Genomic DNA, 20,017 nt, shown 5'->3' with positions numbered 1-20,017 from the left:
ATCCGAAAACCCTGCTGCACTGGGCCAAGACCAAGGCGCGATCAGCTGCGCCGTCCACCCAGTACCGGTGGTGGGTGACGCTGCGACGAAGGCTACAAAACTGGCTTCATCAGCGCCTGCCCGCCAGCGACACCCTCACCCTGAGCCAGCGCCGGGTCTATATCCTGCCGACCCGCGCCGGCTGGATGCTGCTGCTCACGCTGCTGCTGCTGCTGCTGGCCAGCATCAATTACCAGCTCAACCTGGGTTACCTGCTGACTTTTCTGCTGGCTGGCAGCGCTGCCGTCGGTATGTATATCTGCCAGCGCAACCTGTGCGGCCTGACGCTGCACCTGGACCCGCCCTTGCCAGCGCACGCCGGTCAGGCGCTGACGCTGGCGCTGCATCTGCACAACCCACAGCGGCGCACGCGCTTTGGCATTGGCCTGGGCGTCATCAACGCCGACGCGGCCCCACCCGCGCTGGCCTGGACCGATGTGCCCGCGCAGGGCAGCGCCAATGTGCAAGCCAGCTGGCGCGCGCCGCAGCGCGGCCGCCACCCGCTGCCAGCGCTGATGGTGCAAACGCTGTTTCCGCTCGGCACGTTTCGCGTCTGGGCGGTCTGGCGCACGGCGGCTTTGGTCCTGGTCTACCCCAGCCCGGAGTTGCCTGCACCGCCGCTGCCTTTGGTCCAGCCGCACGCCGACGGCAGCTCCAGCACGCACGCCAGCAGCAGCAGCAGCGGTGAATTTGACGGCGTGCGTGCCTACCGGCGCGGCGACCCGCAGAAAACCGTGGTCTGGAAAAAAGCCGCACAAGCCTTTGCTGCCGGCCGCAACGAACTGGTCAGCCGCGACACGCTGGTCTCGCAGCACCAGCAGCTCTGGCTGGACCATGCACACTGCGGCGCCGCCCCCTTTGAGGCGCGCCTGTCGCGCCTGTGCGCCTGGGTCTTGTTGGCCGAGCGCCTCGGGCTCGACTATGGGCTGCGTCTGCCCGGGTGCGAAATTGCGCCGAGCCAAGGCCCGGCGCACTGCGCCCGCTGTCTGGAGGCGCTGGCCCTATGTTGAGACGGGCTGCGCAGACCTTGGTGCAACTGCCGCGCGAGACACGCGACACCTTCTTTATGCTGGCCGTGATTGGCTGGGTGGTGCTGCTCCAAGTCGGCCACATTCCCTGGTGGTGCACGCTGCTGAGCGGCGCCGTGCTGGCCGCACGCGCCACCCTGGCGCTGCGCGGCCAGCCGCTGCCGGGCTGGAGCTGGCGCGCCGCTCTGCTGGCGCTAACGCTGGGGGCGACTTGGCTGACACACGACAGCTTGCTCGGGCGCGACGCCGGCGTCACCCTGATCGTTGCCCTGCTGGCGCTGAAAACGCTGGAGCTGCGCGCCCGGCGCGACGCCTTCGTGGTGTTCTTTCTGGCCTTCTTCACCCTGCTGACGCACTTTTTCTACTCGCAATCGCTGCTGAGTGCCATCGGCACTGTGTTGGCCGTGCTTGGCCTGCTGACCGCCCTGGTCAACGCCCACCTGCCGGTGGGTCGGCCGCCGCTGGCGCAGTCGGCGCGCATCGCCGCCGGCATGGCGCTGCTGGGCGCACCCCTCATGCTGGTGCTGTTTTTGCTGTTTCCACGCATGGAGCCGCTGTGGAGTCTGCCCAGTGACGGCATGAGCGGGCGCAGCGGCTTGTCCGAGCAGATGCGGGTCGGGCAGATTGCACGGCTGGCGCTGGACGAGCGCATTGCGCTGCGCATTCGCTTTGACGGCGCGCCGCCAGCGCCCGAGTACCTTTACTTGCGTGGTCCGGTGTTGGGCGACTTTGATGGCACCGAGTGGCGCGCACTGCGCTCCAGCCTGCCCGCCAGCATGGCACTGACTGCCGACCTGCGCGTCACTGGCGCGGCGCTGCACTACGAAGTGACCCTGGAGCCGCACCTGCGGCCTTGGTTGTTCGTGCTCGAAGCCACGCCGCAGGCGCCGCTGCTGGCCGGACACGAGGCCTTCATGTCGAGCGACTTGCAGTGGCACACGCGCCGCCCCATCAGTGAACTGCTGCGCTACCGCGCCGTCAGCTATCCCCACTTTGCTCACGGCCCGCTCAGGCTGGTGCCGGCCTTGCACGAACACACCCGCCTGCCGCCCGGCTACAACCCGCGCACGCTGGCGTTGGCGCAAACGCTGCGCCAACAACACGGCTTTGGCTCCCAGGCCAACCCGGCGCTGGTGCAGGCCGTGCTGGAGCGGCTGCGCAGCGGCGGCTACAGCTACACCCTGGAGCCGGGCCTGTTTGGCCCGCACAGCGCCGACGAATTCTGGTTCGACCGGCGCGAAGGGTTTTGCGAACACATTGCGTCGGCCTTCGTGCTTCTGATGCGCGCGCTCGACATCCCGGCGCGCATCGTCACTGGCTACCTGGGCGGCGAACTCAACCCAGTGGACGGCTTTTGGACGGTGCGCCAAAGCGACGCCCACGCCTGGGCCGAGGTCTGGCTGCGCGACCAAGGCTGGGTACGGGTCGACCCGACGGCATCAGTAGCCCCGCAGCGCATCGGTACGCTACAACGGCTGCGCGCACCCGAGGGCGCGCTGGCCGGCGCCATACGCACCCTCAACCCCACGCTGGCGACCCAGTTGCGCGCGCTGTGGGAAGCGGCGAACAACCGCTGGAACCAATGGGTGCTCAAGCACAACCGGGAGCGGCAATTCGACCTGCTCAAAAGCCTGGGCTTTGCCAGCCCGAGCTGGGCCGACCTGGCCAAACTGCTGATCGCTCTGGTGCTGCTGCTGGGTCTGGCGGGCGCGGCCTGGACACTGTGGCAACGCCAGCAACACGACCCCTGGCTGCGGCTGTTACAGCGCAGCCGCCAGCGCTTGCAAGGGCATGGGCTGGCGCCGGGCGCCCACCTGCCGCCACGCGCCCTGGCGCAACAGGTGCAGCAACATTTTGGCGACAATGAATTCAGCCGCAGCCTGTGTCGCTGGCTGCTGCGGCTCGAAGCACAGCGCTACAGCGCCCACAGCAGCATCGAGCTGGCTACACTGCGCAGCGAGTACAGACAAATCGTCTGGCCCAGCAAAAACACCCGATGAAATCGAATTCTTCGCCCGCTTGGAATCCTTGGCGCAAAGCGCCGACCGCTGCGCTGCTGCTGGCCGCCCTGGGATGGCCGGGCGTACCGGCGGCGGCCCAGGCAGCCCGGACCGCCGCGCCCGAGGCGGCCCGGGCCGACCCGAGGCGGCTGCGCTGCGCTACGCGCAACACGCTGGCGCACTGAGACTGGCCGAGCAACTCGCGCAGCGACACGGGCTCGACCCAGCCTGGGTGCAGCAGCAAATCGCTCAGGCCCGGCACCTGCCCCAAGTGGTGCGACTGATGACGCCCGCGCCGCAAGGGACAAACAACTGGGCCGTCTACCGTGCCCGATTCGTCGAACCCGTGCGCCTGCGCGCGGGTTTGCAATTCTGGCGCGAACACCGCAGCAGCCTGGCGCGTGCCGAAGCTGAATTTGGCGTACCGGCCAGCCTGATCGTCAGCGTGATCGGCATCGAAACCCTGTACGGGCGTCAGCTTGGCGGTTTTCGCGTCATCGACGCGCTCGCCACGCTGGCGTTCGACTTTCCCGCCAGCCACCCGCGCGCGGCGGCCCGCAGCGAATTTTTCAAGTCTGAACTCGGACACTATCTGAGCCTGACGCAGCGCTACGGCCTCGACCCGCAAGCCCTGCGCGGCAGCTTTGCCGGCGCCATGGGCTGGCCCCAGTTCATGCCCAGCAGTTGGGTCAACTTTGCCGTCGACTTTGACCGCGACGGCCAGGTCAACCTGTTCGACAGCCCGGTCGACGCCATCGGCTCGGTGGCCAACTACTTCAAAGCCTTCGGCTGGCAGACCGGCATGCCGACCCATTTTCCGGTCACTTTCGACCCGACCCAAATTGACAAAACCACCCTGCTCGCTCCCAGCGTGCGGCCCAGCTTCAGCGTGGCGCAGTTCCACGCCCACGGTGCGCGGCTCGACACCACAGCCCAGCAACACAGCGGAGAACTGGCGCTGATCGAACTGAAAAACGGCAGCAACCCGTCCAGCTTTGTGGCCGGGACACAAAATTTCTACGTCATCACGCGCTACAACCAAAGCAGCTTCTATGCGATGGCCGTGATCGAACTGGCGCAGGCCTTGCAAGCCGGGCTGGCTGCACCCTGAAGCGCGGCGGGCGGCGCACGGCGCCACCTGCGCTCAAACGCTTTTTCGTCCGACACCGAGCGCGGTCAGCGCCGACAAAAACAAGAACAACGCCGCCCCGGCCAGCGTCAGCGCGTACCAGCCGCGGTCCATGAACAGTCCGAACAACAGCGGCGAGACGGCAAAACCGACGTCCAGCCCGGCGTAGACGGTGCCGTAGACGCGGCCGGTGGCGCCGGCTGGCGTGGCCTGGCGAATCATCATGTCGCGGCTGGGCCCCGCCACCCCGACGGCACAACCGGTTGCCGCCAAAACGAGCAAAGTCGCGCCAGCGCTGAGCCAAGCGCTGGCGCACAGCAACAGCAATAGCGCGCCCACCGATATCGCCAGCGCCACCACGCGCTCGCTGCGGTATCCGCGCCGCTGGCTGTGCCCGACCACAAAACCACCGATCAGCATCCCCACGGCAGCGCACAGCATATAGGCGCTGACCCCCAGCGTGGCAGCGGCCAGACCGATATCGTGCTGGTGCTTGAGAATGGACGGCACGTAGCTCTGCACCACCGCCAGCGTCATGGTCGAGAGCATGAAAAAAACAAAACACCCCCACAGCACCGGCAGCCTCAGGTACGCCAAGTCGGCCCCGGCGGGCCGGGTGCGATCGCGCGGGGCGACCGTGGTGCGCAGCTTGTCGCGCTGCCAAATCAGCAGCGCGAGCACCAGCGCATAAAAAACCGCTGCCGCCCAGTAGGCCAGGCGCCAATCGGCCAGGGTGCTGATGCCGATCAGAAATACCGGCGCCAACGCCCAGCCCAGATAGCCGCTCAGACCGTGCACGCTGTAGGCATGTCCGAGCCGCTGCGGCGAGACGCGCTGATTCAAAATGGCGAAGTCGACCGGATGAAACGGCGCATTGCCCAAGCCGGCCAGCACGGCCACCAGCAGCAAGCCGCCGTAGCCGCTGACCTGGGCCGCCAGCAGTGCTGCCAACAAAAAGCAGCCCAGCGCGGCCAGCAGCACCGGCTGCGCGCCGATGCGATCCACCACGAAACCGGCGCCGACCTGCCCGATGCCGGAGATGACGAAAAACACGCTCATCAGCAGACCGACCTCGGCGTAACTCAAACCGAAGTCGCGCATGAAAACCGGAAACAGCGGTGCCAGCAAGAGCTGCGAAAAATGCGAGGTGCCGTGCGCCAGACCGACCCATCCGATGACGCTTGCATCCTGCCTGAACTCGATTGTTCGGGCAGCAGGCGCGTCGTCCAGGCTGGTGGCTCTCATGCAAGCCATGGTAGCGCGGGCAGCGCACACGCGCTCGCAGCACCCGCCGCAGCCAGGTCGATGGCGGTCTCAGGTTGCTGCACCGGGCCGATCAGGCCGCGTCGAGCGCCACGGCAAATGGAAAATGGAAAATAAAAAAATGGGCCTACACGGGCTGTGCTCAAGCAGTCTTTTGTCACGGTTTTGATTGATAATTTGGCCATGGGCTTGTGAAATCTGACTCGAACTTTGGGAGACAGCCGGGTGCAACGTGCCGCTTGCTACGTCAAAACCGCCAAGGGTTGGGATGTCTTGGCACGTCCAGGCGTCGTGGGTCGACACGCCCACAGTCTGCTGCTGCTGGCCAATGGCAGGCGCAGCGCCGGCGAGCTTTCGCTGCTGCTGGGCGATGACGTTTCAGCCCTGGCGCACCATCTGCACGCTGAGGGTTACCTGCAGCACGCCGGTGCCAGCGCACAAGGTGTTGCCGCTGAAGACCTGCCCTGAGAGGCCGAGCCCCCTCAGAGCCAGCGTTTGAGCAAACCCAGCAGCCGCGCCAGTCGCGCTCCATAGGGCGGATAAAACAAGCGCCCAAGCGCCCAACGCGACTGCAACAGCACCGGCTTTTGCTGGGTGAAGCGCAAAAAGCCCGTCTCGCCATGGTAGGCGCCCCAGCCGCTGTGGCCCACGCCGCCAAAAGGCAGGTTTTCGTGCGCGACGTGCAGCAGCGTGTCGTTGACCGTGACGCCTCCGCTGACCGTCTGGCGCAGCACGCGGTCGCGCGCGGCGTGGTCGCGGCCGAACCAGTACAGCGCCAGCGGACGCGCACGCGCGTTGATGGCGTCGATCGCCTGCGCCAGGCTATCGTACGGCAGCACCGGCAAAATCGGACCAAAAATCTCCTCGTCCAGCAAGCGCAGACCGGGTGGCGGGTCAAACACCAGCACCGGGTTCATCTGGCGCAGGTTGACGCCGTCGGTCTCTGCGGGCGCCATCGGCACCAGCCGTGCACCCTGCGCCTGCGCTTGCGCCAGCAAAGACAGCAAGCGCGCGTGCTGTCGGTCGCTGATGATGCTGGCGTAGTCGGGGTTGCCGGCAAGCACGGGGAACAAGCGCGCCACCGCAGCGGAAAAAGCCCGCTCGAACGCAGCCTCACGTCCACGCGGCAGCAGCACGTAGTCGGGTGCAATACAGGTCTGGCCAGCGTTGAGCAGCTTGCCGTGGGCAATTTTCAGCGCCGCGTCGGCCAGATCGCACGAGGCATCGACGATGCAGGGCGACTTGCCGCCCAGCTCCAGCGTGGTAGGGGTGAGGTTGCGCGCCGCCGCCTCGGCCACCGCGCGCCCGACGCTGGTCGAGCCGGTGAAAAACAAGTGGTCGAACGGCAGACTGGCAAAGTCCCGCGCCAGCTCGACGCCGCCCGTCAGCACACAGAATTCGTCAGCGGCAAAATACTGCCGCACCAGTTGCGCCAGCAGCGCCGATGTCTGCGGCGTGATTTCGCTCGGCTTGAGCATGACGCGGTTGCCTGCTGCCAGCGCCGTTGCCGCCGGCCCCAGCGCGAGTTGCAGCGGATAGTTCCACGGCGCGATCACTCCCACCACCCCCAGCGGCTGGCGCAGGATGTGGGCGCGCGCCGGCAGCAGGTAAAACGGCGTGGCAACGCGCTGCGGCTTCATCCAGCGCGGCAACTGGCGCTGCAATTGCCCGAGCAGGGCGTGCAGCATAAACAGATCGGCCACTTCGGTCAGTTGCGGCGAGCGCACGCCAAAATCGGCCTGCACCGCCGCGGCCAGGGCCGCCGTGTGCCGGTTGAGCAACTCGCCCACACGCCGCAGCCGCTCGCGCCGCAGCGCCAGCGGCACCTCGATCTGGCGGCGGCTGGCCTGGTGCTGCGCGTCAAACAGCGCGTGCAGTTCGGTTGCAGAACCGGCTGGCGTCATGGCACCCTACTGACCCGCCCCGGTTCGGTTGACCGCATAAGCAGCCCTCGATCAGTCGGCCGCCAGGGCGGCACCGAACTCGAACACGCCGGGGTTGCGCACCGGATCGACGTCCACCGGAATGACCGATTTGGGCGGGTACTTGCCCTCCAGCAGCAACCTGGAGAGCGGGTTTTCGATCCGCTGCTGGATCGCACGCTTGAGCGGGCGGGCACCGAACACCGGGTCGAAGCCGACTTTGGCCAGCTCGGACAAAGCCGTCGCCGAAACCTCCAGCCGCAGATCCATTTTCTGCAAACGCGCCTGCAACACCTTCAACTGAATGGCCGCGATGGCGCCGATGTGCTGCGCATCGAGCGCGTGGAACACCACCGTTTCGTCGATTCGGTTCAAAAATTCGGGCCGAAAATGCTCTTTCAACTCAGCCCAGACCGCTTCCTTGATCTCTTCGTAGGGTCGTGCGACCATGGCTTGGATCAGGTGCGAGCCCAGGTTGCTGGTCATGACGATGACGGTGTTCTTGAAATCGACCGTGCGGCCCTGACCGTCGGTCAAGCGACCGTCGTCGAGCACCTGCAACAGCACGTTGAAGACGTCCGGGTGAGCCTTTTCCACCTCGTCGAGCAGCAGCACGCTGTAGGGCTTTCGGCGCACGGCCTCGGTCAGGTAGCCGCCCTCCTCGTAGCCCACGTAGCCGGGCGGCGCACCGATCAAGCGCGCCACCGAGTGCTTCTCCATGAACTCGCTCATGTCGATGCGGATCAGGTGATCCTCGCTGTCGAACAGGAAGCCGGCGAGCGCCTTGCACAGCTCGGTCTTGCCGACGCCGGTCGGGCCGAGAAACAGGAAGGACCCGGTCGGACGGTTCGGATCCGACAGGCCCGAGCGCGAGCGGCGAATCGCGTTCGCCACCGCACTGATCGCTTCGTCCTGCCCCACCACGCGCTGGTGCAGGCGCTCTTCCATCAGCAGCAGCTTGTCGCGCTCGCCCTGCATCAGCTTGGCCACCGGAATGCCGGTGGCGCGCGCCACCACCTCGGCAATTTCCTCCGCGCCGACCTGGGTGCGCAGCAGTTGCCGACCGACGCCCGACTTGCCTGACTCCTTGTCCTGCGCTTGCTTCAGGCTTTTTTCCAATTCCGGCAGCCGACCGTATTGCAACTCGGCCACCTTGGCCAGGTCGCCCTTGCGGGTCAGGCTCTCGATCTGCTGGCGCAACTGGTCAATCTCCTCACGCACCTGGGCGCTGCCCTGGGCGCTGGCTTTCTCGGTCTTCCAGATCTCATCGAGGTCGGCAACTTCTTTTTGCAGCTTGCTGATTTCTTCGTTGATGAGTTCAAAGCGCTTTTGCGATGCCTCGTCCTTTTCCTTCTTGACCGCTTCGCGCTCGATTTGCAACTGAATCAGCCGCCGATCCAGTTTGTCCATCACCTCGGGTTTGGAGTCGAGTTCGATCTTGATCTTGGCCGCCGCCTCGTCGATCAGGTCGATCGCCTTGTCGGGCAAGAAGCGGTCGGTGATGTAGCGCTGGCTGAGTTCGGCCGCCGCCACGATGGCCGGGTCGGTAATGTCTACGCCGTGGTGCACCTGGTAGCGCTCTTTGAGTCCACGCAAAATGGCGATGGTGGCTTCCACCGTCGGCTCGCCGACCAGTATTTTCTGGAATCGGCGCTCCAGCGCGGCGTCTTTTTCTATGTATTTGCGGTATTCGTCCAGCGTGGTCGCCCCCACACAGTGCAGCTCGCCACGCGCCAGCGCCGGCTTGAGCATATTGCCCGCGTCCATCGCACCCTCGGCCTTGCCGGCGCCCACCATGGTGTGCAGCTCGTCGATAAAGACGATGGTCTGCCCCTCGTCCTGGGACAGTTCTTTCAGCACGGTCTTGAGGCGTTCCTCGAACTCGCCCCTGAATTTGGCGCCGGCCAGCAGTGCAGCCATGTCCAGGCTGAGCACGCGCTTGCCCTTGAGCGAATCGGGCACCTCGCCGGCGACGATGCGCTGCGCCAGACCTTCGACAATCGCCGTCTTGCCCACACCAGGCTCACCGATCAAGACCGGGTTGTTTTTGGTGCGGCGTTGCAACACCTGAATGGCGCGGCGGATTTCGTCGTCGCGGCCGATCACCGGGTCTAGTTTTCCCAGCCGCGCGCGCTCGGTCAAATCGAGCGTGTATTTCTTCAGCGCCTCGCGCTGGCCCTCGGCCTCGGGGTTGTCCATCTTCTGGCCGCCGCGCACCGCGGTGATGGCCGCTTCCAGGCTCTTGCGGGTCAGGCCGTTTTCATTGGACATGCGGCTCAACTCGCCCTTGCTGTCGGTCAGCGCGAGCAAAAACAATTCGCTGGCGATGAACTGATCGCCGCGTTTGATGGCTTCCTTTTCGGTCGCCTGCAGCAGCCTGCCCAGATCGGGGCTGGGCTGCACCTGGTCCTGCCCCTGCACCTCGGGCAAGCGCTTGAGCGCTGCCTCGGCGGCCTTGGTCAGTCCTGCCACGTTGACCCCGGCGCGCTGCAGCAGCGAGACAGGGCCGTCGGCCTGGCGCAGCATGGCCAGCAGCACATGGACGGGCTCGATATAGGCGTTGTCCTTGCCCAGCGCCAGCGTCTGGGCTTCGCTCAGGGCTTCCTGGAACTTGGTGGTGAGCTTGTCGATACGCATGTAGGCACTCCGTAAAGGGGGAATTGTCAGTCAGTTGGCGCTGGCGCTTCGCTTTTCAAGCCCGCCGCCCGATCAGGCGTTGCGCGCGCTCACACCCCAGCGCGCCAGCGCGGCGTCGTCGCTGGCGCGCGCATCGACCCAGCGCGCCCCGAGCGGGGTGTGCTCTTTTTTCCAGAACGGCGCCTGGGTTTTGAGGTAGTCGAGCAGGAATTCACACGCCTGAAAGCTCTGGCCGCGGTGCGCCGACGTCACCGCCACCAGTACGATTTGATCGCTTGGCTGCAGCAGCCCGACGCGGTGAATCACACGGACGGCAAAGATGTCAAAGCGCTGCAGTGCCAAGTCGATCATGGCCTCGATGGCCTTTTCCGTCATACCGGGGTAGTGCTCCAGCTCCATGCTGCCTATGAGCTGGGCGTAGCTGTGCTCGCGCACGGTGCCAACGAAAGCGCAGACGGCGCCGACGCGCGGGTCGTGCTCGCGCAGGCGGGCGACTTCGGCCGTGAGGTCGAAGTCTTCGGTCTGAATCGATATCTGGGCACGCATTTCAGCCCCGCTTCAACCGCCGGTGACGGGTGGAAAAAAACCCACCTCGGCACCCTCGCTGAGGGCGGATTGCTCGTCGCTCATGGTCTGGTTCAAGGCCACCCGCAATGCCGCGCCGCGCGCCAGCGCCTGCGCATGGACGCCGCCGCGCGCGATCAATTCGTCGCGCAAAGCCGCCAGCGTGGCCGCCTGGGTGTGCAGCGTTTCGCTGCCGCAGCCTATGGTTTCGCGGATGGAGGCGAAATAGCGCAGTTGGACTTTCATGCACAAACCCTTCAATGGAGCAAATCGGCAAAAGCAATGAAGCGCACCGGATCACCGCGTTGGATGATGTGGCCGGCCGCATGGTCCAGCAGCCCATCGCCCCAGACCAGCGAGCTGAGCACGCCCGAACTCTGGTTGGCGAACAAGTCCAGGCCGCCCGCCGCATTGCGGCGCACGCGCAGAAATTCACGCCGCCGCTCGGCCCGCAGCAGATCAAAATGCGCTGGCAACACGCTCACGGGCAGCTCTGGCAGCAGCGCGCCCTGCAGCTTGAGCAAAAACGGGCGCACCAGCAGCAAAAATGTGACGAAAGCAGAAACCGGATTGCCCGGCAGGCCAATGAAGTGACACGCGTCGGCGTCGCCCCCGGCGCCGCGCCTGACGCTGCCGTAGGCAAACGGCTTGCCCGGCTTCATGGCGATCTGCCACAGATCGAGACGGCCGAGTTGCTGTACGGCGGGCTTGACGTGGTCTTCTTCGCCAACTGAAACGCCGCCGCTGCTCAGAATCAAGTCGTGATCATTGGCCGCCGTCTCGAGCGCGGCCTGCGTGGCCGCGCGCTGGTCGGGCACGATGCCCAGATCACTGACCGCGCAGCCCAGACGCTGCAGCAGCGCGCGCAAAAAGAAGCGGTTCGAGTTGTAAATGGCCCCCGGCGGCATCTGCTGCGGCGCCAGATCACCCGGCATAACGAGCTCGTCGCCGGTGGAAAACAACGCCACGCGCAGGCGCGCGCACAGCGGCAGTTGCACCAGCCCGATGCTGGCGGCCAGGCCCAGACTGGCGGGCGACAAACGGGTGCCGCGCGGCAGCACAACCGCGCCGCGCGCCACGTCTTCACCGGCACGGCGCACCCACTGGCCAGGCGTGGGGAGGGTCTGAATGTGCACGCCGTGCAGGTTGCCGCCGACTGTGCGCGTGTCTTCCTGCATCACCACCGCGTCGGCACCGCATGGCATAGGCGCGCCGGTAAAAATACGCGCGCAGGTGCCCGCTCGCAGCGGCTGCGCGGCCTGCCCAGCGGCTATGCGCTGCGACAGCGGCAGCACCTGATCGGCTGCACTCAGATCGGCCACACGCACGGCGTAGCCGTCCATGGCCGCGCTGTCTTGCGCCGGCACCTGCAATTCGGACACCAGATCGGCCGCCAACACCCGGCCGTCGGCGTCCCAGGTGGCAACGCGCTCGACCCGGGTGCTCGGTCGGGCAGCGGCCAACAACTGCTCGAGCGCGGTCTCCAGCGCCATCAACGGGGCTCGGCCGGGGGTTGCGCTGCTTGACTGCATGGCAAGCCCCTCGACTACTCGAGGTAAACCTCGGGGTTGTAGGCGAAGCGCTCGCCTTGCCCGAGCAACCAGTCGGCCAGCGCCGGGGCGTCGTTCAGGTCGAGCAGCGGGCGCAGCGTGGCCGCGGGCAATTGGTTCGAGGCGTCGGTGGCAAGGGCGACGATGAAGGGGTCTTCTGGGTACTGCGGCGCCTGTGTCACGTCCGTGCGCCAGACCTCGATCTTTTGCAGATCGCTGTGTTTGAAGCCTTCCACCAACACCCAGTCAACGCCGTCGTAGAGGTGGGCAATCAGTTGATGCACCGACAGGTGGCTCGGCTTTTCAAACTCGCGCAGCAGCGCCAACCGCTGCGTGCTCGCCAACACCACCTCGAAGGCGCCGGCCTTGCGGTGGCGCCAACTGTCTTTTCCCGGCAGGTCGAATTCAAAACCATCGGCGGCGTGCTTGAGCACCGAGACGCGCAGCCCGCGCTGTTTGAGCACCGGAATCAAACGCTCGATCAGCGTCGTTTTGCCCGCGCCCGAACCCCCTGCAAAACCGATCACATTCATGACGCCAAACCGTGTTGAGCAATGTAGGACTGTACCGCAGCGGCGTCGACAGGCAGGTGTTGCACGCGCCTGGGCAAGTCTTCCAGGCCCTCGAACTGGGGTGGCCGCTCGGGCGCACGCCCCAGCGCCTCTGCGATGGTGTCGGCAAACTTGATCGGCAACGCCGTCTCCAGCACGATCATGGGCACAGCCGGGTCACGCCGCTCGAGCGCGACTCTAACGCCGTCGGCGGTGTGGGGGTCTATCATGACACCGTAACGCTCGAACACCTGGCGGATGGTGCGCAGGCGATCGGCGTGCGTGCTTTGGCCGCTGACAAAGCCAAAGCGGCTGGCAGCCTGGGCAAAGGCCGGGTCGGCACTGAGGTCAAAGTACCCGTCTTCAGCAAGCGCGTCGCCAAACAAGGCTTTGATGCGCACGGCGTCGCGGCCCAGCAGATCGAACACGAAGCGCTCGAAATTGCTGGCTTTGGAGATGTCCATCGAAGGGCTGGATGTCTCGTGCGTATCGACGCTGGCGCGCACGCGGTAGACGCCGGTGCGAAAGAACTCGTCGAGCACGTCGTTTTCGTTCGTCGCCACCAGCAGGGTTTGAATCGGCAGGCCCATCTGGCGCGCCACGTGACCGGCGCACACGTTGCCAAAGTTGCCACTGGGCACGGTAAAACTCACCGCTTGCGCGTCGTTCGTGCTGGCCTGGAAATAGCCGGCAAAATAATAAACCACTTGCGCCAGCAGGCGCGCCCAGTTGATCGAATTGACGCTGCCGATTTTGTAGGCGCGTTTGAACGCCAAATCCTTGCTGACCGCTTTGACGATGTCTTGGCAGTCGTCGAACACGCCATCGATGGCGATGTTGTGTATGTTCTCGTCTTGCAGGCTGAACATCTGCGCCTGCTGAAACGGGCTCATGCGACCGGCCGGGCTGAGCATGAAGACGCGCACGCCGCGTTTGCCGCGCAAGGCGTATTCGGCCGCGCTGCCGGTATCGCCCGAGGTCGCACCCAAGATGTTGAGCTGCTCACCCCGGCGCGTCAGCTCGTATTCGAACAACCGGCCCAGCAACTGCATGGCCATGTCCTTGAAGGCCAGCGTCGGGCCGTTGGACAGCGCTTGCAAATAAAACCCAGCCTGCCCTGAGTCTGTCGAAGGGGCTTCGAGTTGCTTCAGCGGCACGATGTGCGCCGTGCCGAATACCGCCTGGGTGTAGGTTTTTTCGCACAGTGCGCGCAGATCGGCGGCGGGAATGTCGTCGATGTAGAGCGACAACAGCTCGAACGCCAGCGCCGCGTAGCCGCCCGGCGCGCCGCCGTTGTAGAGGGTGCGCCAGTGCGCCAGCACGCCAGCGTCGAGCTGCGGGTAGCGCTCGGGCAAGTACAGGCCGCCGTCGGGCGCCAGGCCTTCGAGCAGGATTTCGCAAAAGTGTTTGCGCTCGGCGTGGCCGCGGGTGCTCAAGTACAGCATGGCAGCCTCAGCGTATCAAACCCCGTGCCGGCGCTCAACTCAGCTCCTCTTTGCGAATGCGCGTGATCGGCTCCAGCACCGCAGGCAGCGCCTGCATCTGCGCCAGCACCGCGTTCATGCCGCCTTCGCGGGTGTCGTGCGTGAGAATGATGACGTCGGTCGAGGCGGCAGCGGCGCCGCCGACTTCGTCTGCCTGGCGCTGCAGCACCGCGTCGATGCTGATGCCGGCATTTGCCAGCAGGCCGGTTACTTGGGCCAGCACGCCGGCTTGGTCGGCCACGCGCAGGCGCAGGTAGTAACTGGTGATGACTTCACTCATGGGCAGCACCGGCAAATCGCTCAGCGCATCGGGCTGGAACGCCAGGTGCGGTACGCGGTGCTGCGGGTCGGCGGTGTGCAAGCGGGTGACGTCGACCAGATCGGCAATCACGGCGCTGGCGGTCGGTTCAGCCCCGGCACCCTTGCCGTAATACAAGGTGGTGCCGACGGCGTCGCCCTGCACCAGCACGGCGTTCATGGCGCCTTCGACATGGGCGATCAGTCGCTTGGCAGGCACCAGGCAGGGGTGCACGCGCAGCTCGACGCCGTTGTGCTGGCGTTTGGTGATGCCCAACAGCTTGATGCGGTAGCCCAGTTGTCCGGCGTATTTGATGTCGGCCGCGCCCAGTTGCGTGATGCCCTCCACATAAGCCCGGTCGAACTGCACCGGAATGCCAAAGGCAATCGCGCTCAGCAAGGTGAGCTTGTGCGCCGCGTCTACGCCTTCGATGTCGAAGCTCGGGTCGGACTCGGCGTAGCCCAGGCGCTGCGCTTCTTTCAGCACCACGTCAAAGTCCAGCCCCTTGTCGCGCATTTCGGACAGGATGAAGTTGGTGGTGCCGTTGATGATGCCGGCAATCCACTGAATGCGGTTGGCGGTCAGCCCTTCACGCAGCGCCTTGATGATGGGAATGCCGCCAGCCACCGCGGCTTCAAAGGCCACCATCACGCCCTTGGCCGACGCGGCGGCAAAAATCTCGTCGCCGTGCTGCGCCAGCAAGGCCTTGTTGGCCGTCACCACATGCTTGCCAGCGGCAATCGCTTCCAGCACCAGCGCCTTGGCGACGCCGCAGCCGCCGATCAACTCGATCACGATGTCGATCTGCGGGTTGGCAATGACGGCGCGCGCGTCGCTCACCACCTGTACCTGCGGGCCGACAATGTGGCGCGCGCGCGCGCTGTCGAGGTCGGCCACCATGGTGATTTCAATGCCACGGCCGGCGCGGCGGCGAATTTCCTCCTGGTTGCGCTGCAACACCTGGAAGCTGCCGCTGCCCACGGTGCCAATGCCCAGCAGGCCTACTTGGATCGGTTTCATGTCGGTCATGTGATGGAGGAAGTTGTGAAATAGGCCAGCGTGCCGCTCAACGGGCGTGGCGCTTGCGCCAGTGCTCGAGAAAACGCGCCACGCGACCGAGGGCGTCGCGCAGATCGTCTTCGTGCGGCAGGAACACGATGCGAAAGTGCTGATTGTCCGGGTAATTGAAGCCGCTGCCCTGCACCAGCATGACGCGCGTCTCCTGCAACAGCTCCAGAAACAACTGCTGGTCGTCCTCGACCGGGTAGAGCTGCGGGTCGAGCCGGGGAAACATGTAGAGCGCAGCGCTGGGCTTGACGCAGCTCACGCCGGGAATGGCGGTGATCAGGTCAAAGGCCAGGTCGCGCTGGCGGCGCAAGCGCCCGCCCTCGCACACCAGATCATTGATGCTTTGGTAGCCGCCGAGCGCGGTCTGAATGGCCCACTGCCCCGGCACGTTCGAGCACAGCCGCATGTTCGAGAGCATGTTCAGGCCCTCGATGTAGTCGCGCGCCGGCATTTTGTCGCCCGAGACCACCATCCACCCGGCCCGGTAGCCGCAGGAGCGGTAACTCTTGGAGAGCGAATTGAAGGTCAGCGTCAGCACATCGTCGCTCAGGCTGGCCATGGCGGTGTGACGCGCGCCGTCGTACAGCACCTTGTCGTACACCTCGTCGGCAAAGATCACCAGGCCGTGCGTGCGAGCCAATTCGACCACGGCCTTGAGCAATTCGTCCGGGTAGAGCGCGCCAGTCGGGTTGTTCGGGTTGATGAGCACAATGCCCTTGGTGGCGGGCCTGATTTTGGCGGCCATGTCGTCCAGGTCGGGCAGCCAGCCGTTGGCCTCGTCGCAGCGGTAGTGCACCGGTGTGCCGCCGGACAGACTCACTGCCGCCGTCCACAAGGGATAGTCGGGCGCTGGCATCAGCATTTCGTCGCCGGCGTTGAGCAAGGCATTGACCGCCATCACGATCAACTCGCTGGCACCGTTGCCCAGGTAAATATCTTCCAGCGCCACGCCCTTGACGCCTTGCTGCTGGGTGTAGTGCATGACCGCCTTGCGCGCGGCAAAGATGCCCTTGCTGTCCGAGTAACCGGCCGAATTGGGCAGGTTGCGGATCATGTCCTGCTGAATTTCCTCGGGCGCGTCAAAACCAAACGGCGCCATGTTGCCGATGTTGAGCTTGATGACCTTGTGGCCCTCTTCCTCCAGTTGGCGCGCTGCGTCCATGATCGGACCGCGGATGTCATAGCACACCTGGGCCAGTTTGGCCGATTTCTGGATGGTTTTCAAAGCACCTCCCGAGGGGATTCAAAGGTCAGGCCATGCGGGCGCGTCAACCGCGCGGGGCAAACGCTACATTAGCGGCTCAAAGCAGGGTAAAACCCGCAATTTGACCACAAGATCGGAGCCGCCCCCGCCCTCTCACCCCATGAAACTGCACGCCGACAAAACCACCCTTCAGTCGATCACCGCCTACGGCGAAAACTGGATTGCCGTCGACGGCGAGCGCCATGCCCACAGCCTGGTGCTGAGCTGGAGCGGACAACGCCGGCCCTGGTCGTGCCAGCGTTTCGACACGTTGCAACCCACTGATTTCGAGCAGCTGCTGGAGCACTTGCCGCAAGCGCCGGAGCTGCTGCTGTTTGGCAGCGGGACGAGGCTGCGCTTTGCGCACCCGGCGCTGCTGCAAAACCTGCTGCAGCAGCGCATCGGGGTTGAAACCATGGACACCCGGGCCGCCTGCCGCACCTACAACATCTTGGCCGCCGAAGGGCGCCGGGTGGTGGCCGCGCTGCTGCTGGAAAGCTAAACCCGAGCGCGAAAACCTGCTGCGCGCGATCCCCCGGGCGTTGCGCGCAGCACGCGCGCATGGCTGAGGTCAGCGTCTGGTATCAGCTCAGCAAGAGTAAAATGCTGGTTTGCTTCCTGGCAGGACTGCTCTCGAACTGCCATCAAGGCCGCCGCACCCGCAGTGCCCGGCGCTTTGAGCAGACCAGCAAATCACCACCCACTCATGTCAGGTGTCTATCCAATATGGCCGTCGTTGTCAACAAACCCATTCCAGAATTCGATTCGCTGGCCACCGGTGGCGTCAAGGTCAGCCACCAGTCTCACCTGGGACAAACCTTGGTCTTGTATTTCTACCCCAAGGACAACACGCCTGGCTGCACCACCGAGGCGATGCAATTTCGCGACAAGTACAAGGATTTTGCCAAGGCAGGCGCGCTGGTGTTTGGTGTTTCGCGCGACAACATGAAGTCGCACGACGACTTCAAGACCAAGCTCGAACTGCCATTCGAACTGATCGCCGACACGGAAGAAAAAATGTGTCACATGTTCGGTGTGGTCAAAAACAAAATCATGTACGGCAAAAAAGTCAAGGGCATTGAACGCAGCACCTTCCTGATCGGCCCCGACGGTTTTCTCAAGCAGGAGTGGCGCGGCCTGAAAGTGCCCGGCCACGTGGAAGAAGTGCTCAAGGCCGTCAAAGCCCTGAAAAAAGCCGCCTGATCAAGCCCACGCTTCCTGCGGCCAAGCAACTTGGCATGGACGCTGCAGGCCGTCATATGACTCATGCATAATGATTTCATGACATGGGGACTTCTTTCTGCCCAAGCCGCCCTTATCGCACCCTGCAGCCCAAAAAGCCGCCCGGATATCCCGGCGGCTTTTTGTTTTTTTGACCTGCACTGAATCACCTCCACATCCACCTCCATCCATGCCACTGCCGCCCGCCCCCACCAAACGCGCTGCCACACTGGCCCCGCAGGCTTACACATTGCAGTTGATCGCGGCTGACGTGGCAGCCGAACTGGAGCCGCCCCCGAAGCCCTTGCCGGCCGCTGCGCCTGCCAGTGCCGCTGCCGCGCCGACGACGCCGAACACCCGTGCGCGGGCGCGCAAACCGCGGCTCAGCCAAGCCAGGGCCGAAGCGGCCGAGCCAGCGGCAGCGCCTGCGCCTGTGGAAGCACGCGCGATCGATTCGCCGCCAGTCGAGCCCCGCAGCAATGGGGTCAAGCCGTCGACGGCACGCAGCAACGGCCGCGTCAAGTCAGCCCCCGGGGGCATGCCGCGCCTGTTCGTGCTCGACACCAACGTGCTGCTGCACGACCCAAGCAGCCTGTTTCGCTTCGAGGAACACAACATCTTTTTGCCCATGATCGTGCTGGAGGAGCTAGACGGGCACAAAAAAGGCATGACCGAGGTGGCGCGCAACGGACGCCAGACCAGCCGCATGCTAGACGCGCTGGCAGCACAGCACGGCGGCGACATGAACCGCGGCTTGAAGCTCTCGGCCACCGGCCACAGCAGCGCACGCGGCCTGTTGTTTTTCCAGACCGAACCACTTGACGCCCAACTGCCCTCCAGCCTGCCGCAGGGCAAGGCCGACAACCAGATTCTGGCTGTGGTGCAAGCGCTGCGCAACCAGCACGCGCAGCGCGAAGTGATTCTGGTGTCGAAGGACATCAACATGCGCGTCAAGGCGCGCGCGCTCGGGCTGGCGGCCGAGGACTATCAGAACGACAAGACGCTCGACGACGGCGAGTTGCTGTACGCCGGCGCGCTGGCGCTGCCGCCAGACTTCTGGAGCCGCCAGAGCAAGTCGATCGAGAGCTGGCAAAGCGGCAGCCACACCTTCTACCGCGTCAGCGGCCCAACCGTGGGGCAGTTCTACATCAACCAGTTTGTCTATTTCGAAGCGCCGGGTGAGCCGCCACTGTACGCACGGGTGACCGAAATCCGTGACAAGACAGCCGTGCTGAAGACACTCAAGGACTACACGCACCTCAAGCATGCGGTCTGGGGTGTGAGTAGCCGCAACCGCGAGCAGAATTTCGCGCTCAACCTGCTGATGGACCCCGAGGTCGACTTCGTCACCCTAGCGGGAACCGCTGGTACCGGAAAAACGCTGATGGCGCTGGCCAGCGGCCTGACGCAAGTGCTCGACGAACGGCGCTACACCGAAATCATCATGACCCGCGCCACCGTCAGCGTGGGCGAAGACATAGGTTTTTTGCCCGGCACTGAAGAAGAAAAAATGGGGCCCTGGATGGGCGCGCTGGACGACAACCTGGAGTTTCTTGCCAGGGGTGACGGCGGCAACGCGGGCGAGTGGGGCCGCGCCGCCACCAACGAACTCATCCGCAGCCGCATCAAGATCAAAAGCATGAACTTCATGCGCGGACGAACGTTCATGAACAAGTTCGTCATTATCGACGAGGCGCAAAACCTCACGCCCAAGCAAATGAAAACCCTGATCACGCGCGCCGGCCCGGGCACCAAGATCATCTGCATGGGCAACCTGGCGCAGATCGACACGCCCTACCTCACCGAAGGCTCCAGCGGCCTGACTTTTGCGGTCGACCGCTTCAAGGGCTGGCCCCATGGCGGCCACATCACGTTGGCGCGCGGCGAACGCTCGCGGCTGGCCGACTTCGCCAGCGAAGTGCTCTAAGCCCCTCTCCCGAAGCAGGCAAGCCCGCGCAGCCAGCAGTCTGCTTGAGCGCGCTCGCGGTGCGCCGATACAGCCTGGCGCACCGGCGTGCGC

17 protein-coding genes are annotated in these 20,017 nt (G+C 64.9%); 7 read left to right on the top strand and 10 right to left on the bottom strand.

Annotation, left to right across the window (positions count from 1 at the left end; genetic code table 11):
- Nucleotides 1–74: 74 nt before the first annotated feature.
- The 3 genes from EST26_RS01290 (at nt 75) to mltB (ending at nt 4,178) form a co-directional block, all read left to right on the top strand.
- Entirely contained in the window at nt 75–1,049 is a 975-nt protein-coding gene (locus EST26_RS01290) for a DUF58 domain-containing protein (RefSeq protein ID WP_291064823.1), read from the top strand.
- Nucleotides 1,043–3,067 carry a DUF3488 and transglutaminase-like domain-containing protein gene (locus EST26_RS01285; protein WP_291064726.1) on the top strand — a complete coding sequence of 675 codons (2,025 nt, stop codon included), beginning with the start codon at nt 1,043–1,045 and terminating at the stop codon, nt 3,065–3,067. The genes EST26_RS01290 and EST26_RS01285 overlap by 7 nt, the downstream gene beginning before the upstream one ends.
- Nucleotides 3,068–3,140: 73 nt before the next feature.
- Nucleotides 3,141–4,178: a lytic murein transglycosylase B gene (gene mltB, locus EST26_RS01280; protein ID WP_291064724.1), complete on the top strand. Its 1,038-nt coding sequence runs from the start codon at nt 3,141–3,143 to the stop codon at nt 4,176–4,178.
- Between the two features lie 33 nt (nt 4,179–4,211).
- Here mltB and EST26_RS01275 read toward each other — a convergent pair whose 3' ends face one another.
- Nucleotides 4,212–5,441: an MFS transporter gene (locus EST26_RS01275; protein WP_291064722.1), complete on the bottom strand. Its 1,230-nt coding sequence runs from the start codon at nt 5,439–5,441 to the stop codon at nt 4,212–4,214.
- Between the two features lie 228 nt (nt 5,442–5,669).
- On the opposite strand from EST26_RS01275, the gene EST26_RS01270 reads away from it, so the two are divergent.
- A complete protein-coding gene (locus EST26_RS01270; RefSeq protein WP_291064720.1) occupies nt 5,670–5,927 on the top strand; it encodes a hypothetical protein in 258 nt (85 codons plus the stop codon).
- Between the two features lie 14 nt (nt 5,928–5,941).
- On the opposite strand, the gene EST26_RS01265 is transcribed toward EST26_RS01270, so the two are convergent.
- The 9 genes from EST26_RS01265 to EST26_RS01225 form a co-directional block, all read right to left on the bottom strand.
- Nucleotides 5,942–7,363: a coniferyl aldehyde dehydrogenase gene (locus tag EST26_RS01265; protein ID WP_291064717.1), complete on the bottom strand. Its 1,422-nt coding sequence runs from the start codon at nt 7,361–7,363 to the stop codon at nt 5,942–5,944.
- 51 nt (nt 7,364–7,414) lie between these two features.
- Nucleotides 7,415–10,018, bottom strand: coding sequence for an ATP-dependent chaperone ClpB (gene clpB, locus EST26_RS01260; RefSeq protein ID WP_291064715.1), 2,604 nt, complete (start codon nt 10,016–10,018; stop codon nt 7,415–7,417).
- 72 nt (nt 10,019–10,090) lie between these two features.
- Entirely contained in the window at nt 10,091–10,564 is a 474-nt protein-coding gene (locus EST26_RS01255) for a molybdenum cofactor biosynthesis protein MoaE (protein ID WP_291064713.1), read from the bottom strand.
- 12 nt (nt 10,565–10,576) lie between these two features.
- A complete protein-coding gene (locus EST26_RS01250) occupies nt 10,577–10,828 on the bottom strand; it encodes a MoaD/ThiS family protein (protein ID WP_291064711.1) in 252 nt (83 codons plus the stop codon).
- A gap of 11 nt (nt 10,829–10,839) precedes the next feature.
- On the bottom strand, nt 10,840–12,075 hold the full coding sequence (gene glp / locus EST26_RS01245) for a gephyrin-like molybdotransferase Glp (protein WP_366474099.1): 1,236 nt from the start codon (nt 12,073–12,075) through the stop codon (nt 10,840–10,842).
- 53 nt (nt 12,076–12,128) lie between these two features.
- A complete protein-coding gene (gene mobB / locus EST26_RS01240) occupies nt 12,129–12,665 on the bottom strand; it encodes a molybdopterin-guanine dinucleotide biosynthesis protein B (protein ID WP_291064707.1) in 537 nt (178 codons plus the stop codon).
- Nucleotides 12,662–14,128 carry a threonine synthase gene (gene thrC / locus EST26_RS01235; RefSeq protein WP_291064705.1) on the bottom strand — a complete coding sequence of 489 codons (1,467 nt, stop codon included), beginning with the start codon at nt 14,126–14,128 and terminating at the stop codon, nt 12,662–12,664. Before thrC ends, mobB begins: the two co-directional genes overlap by 4 nt.
- 34 nt (nt 14,129–14,162) lie before the next feature.
- Nucleotides 14,163–15,485 (bottom strand): homoserine dehydrogenase, encoded by a 1,323-nt coding sequence (locus tag EST26_RS01230; RefSeq protein ID WP_291064703.1) that lies wholly within the window; start codon nt 15,483–15,485, stop codon nt 14,163–14,165.
- Between the two features lie 46 nt (nt 15,486–15,531).
- Nucleotides 15,532–16,758, bottom strand: coding sequence for a pyridoxal phosphate-dependent aminotransferase (locus EST26_RS01225; protein ID WP_291064701.1), 1,227 nt, complete (start codon nt 16,756–16,758; stop codon nt 15,532–15,534).
- Between the two features lie 139 nt (nt 16,759–16,897).
- Here EST26_RS01225 and EST26_RS01220 point away from each other — a divergent pair, with 139 nt between their 5' ends.
- The 3 genes from EST26_RS01220 to EST26_RS01210 all read left to right on the top strand — a co-directional run bounded on the left by EST26_RS01220 (nt 16,898) and on the right by EST26_RS01210 (nt 19,924).
- Complete coding sequence (locus EST26_RS01220) at nt 16,898–17,278, top strand: Mth938-like domain-containing protein (protein WP_291064700.1); 381 nt, start codon at nt 16,898–16,900, stop codon at nt 17,276–17,278.
- Nucleotides 17,279–17,502: 224 nt separating this feature from the next.
- A complete protein-coding gene (locus EST26_RS01215; protein WP_291064698.1) occupies nt 17,503–17,979 on the top strand; it encodes a peroxiredoxin in 477 nt (158 codons plus the stop codon).
- Nucleotides 17,980–18,187: 208 nt separating this feature from the next.
- Nucleotides 18,188–19,924, top strand: coding sequence for a PhoH family protein (locus tag EST26_RS01210; RefSeq protein ID WP_291064695.1), 1,737 nt, complete (start codon nt 18,188–18,190; stop codon nt 19,922–19,924).
- The last annotated feature ends 93 nt before the right edge of the window (nt 19,925–20,017 follow it).

Source organism: Hydrogenophaga sp., from assembly GCF_014773545.1.
Taxonomy (GTDB): Bacteria; Pseudomonadota; Gammaproteobacteria; order Burkholderiales; family Burkholderiaceae_C; genus Hydrogenophaga.
Note: the sequence above shows the minus strand (reverse complement) of the source record. Positions and strands in the feature narration are given on the sequence as shown.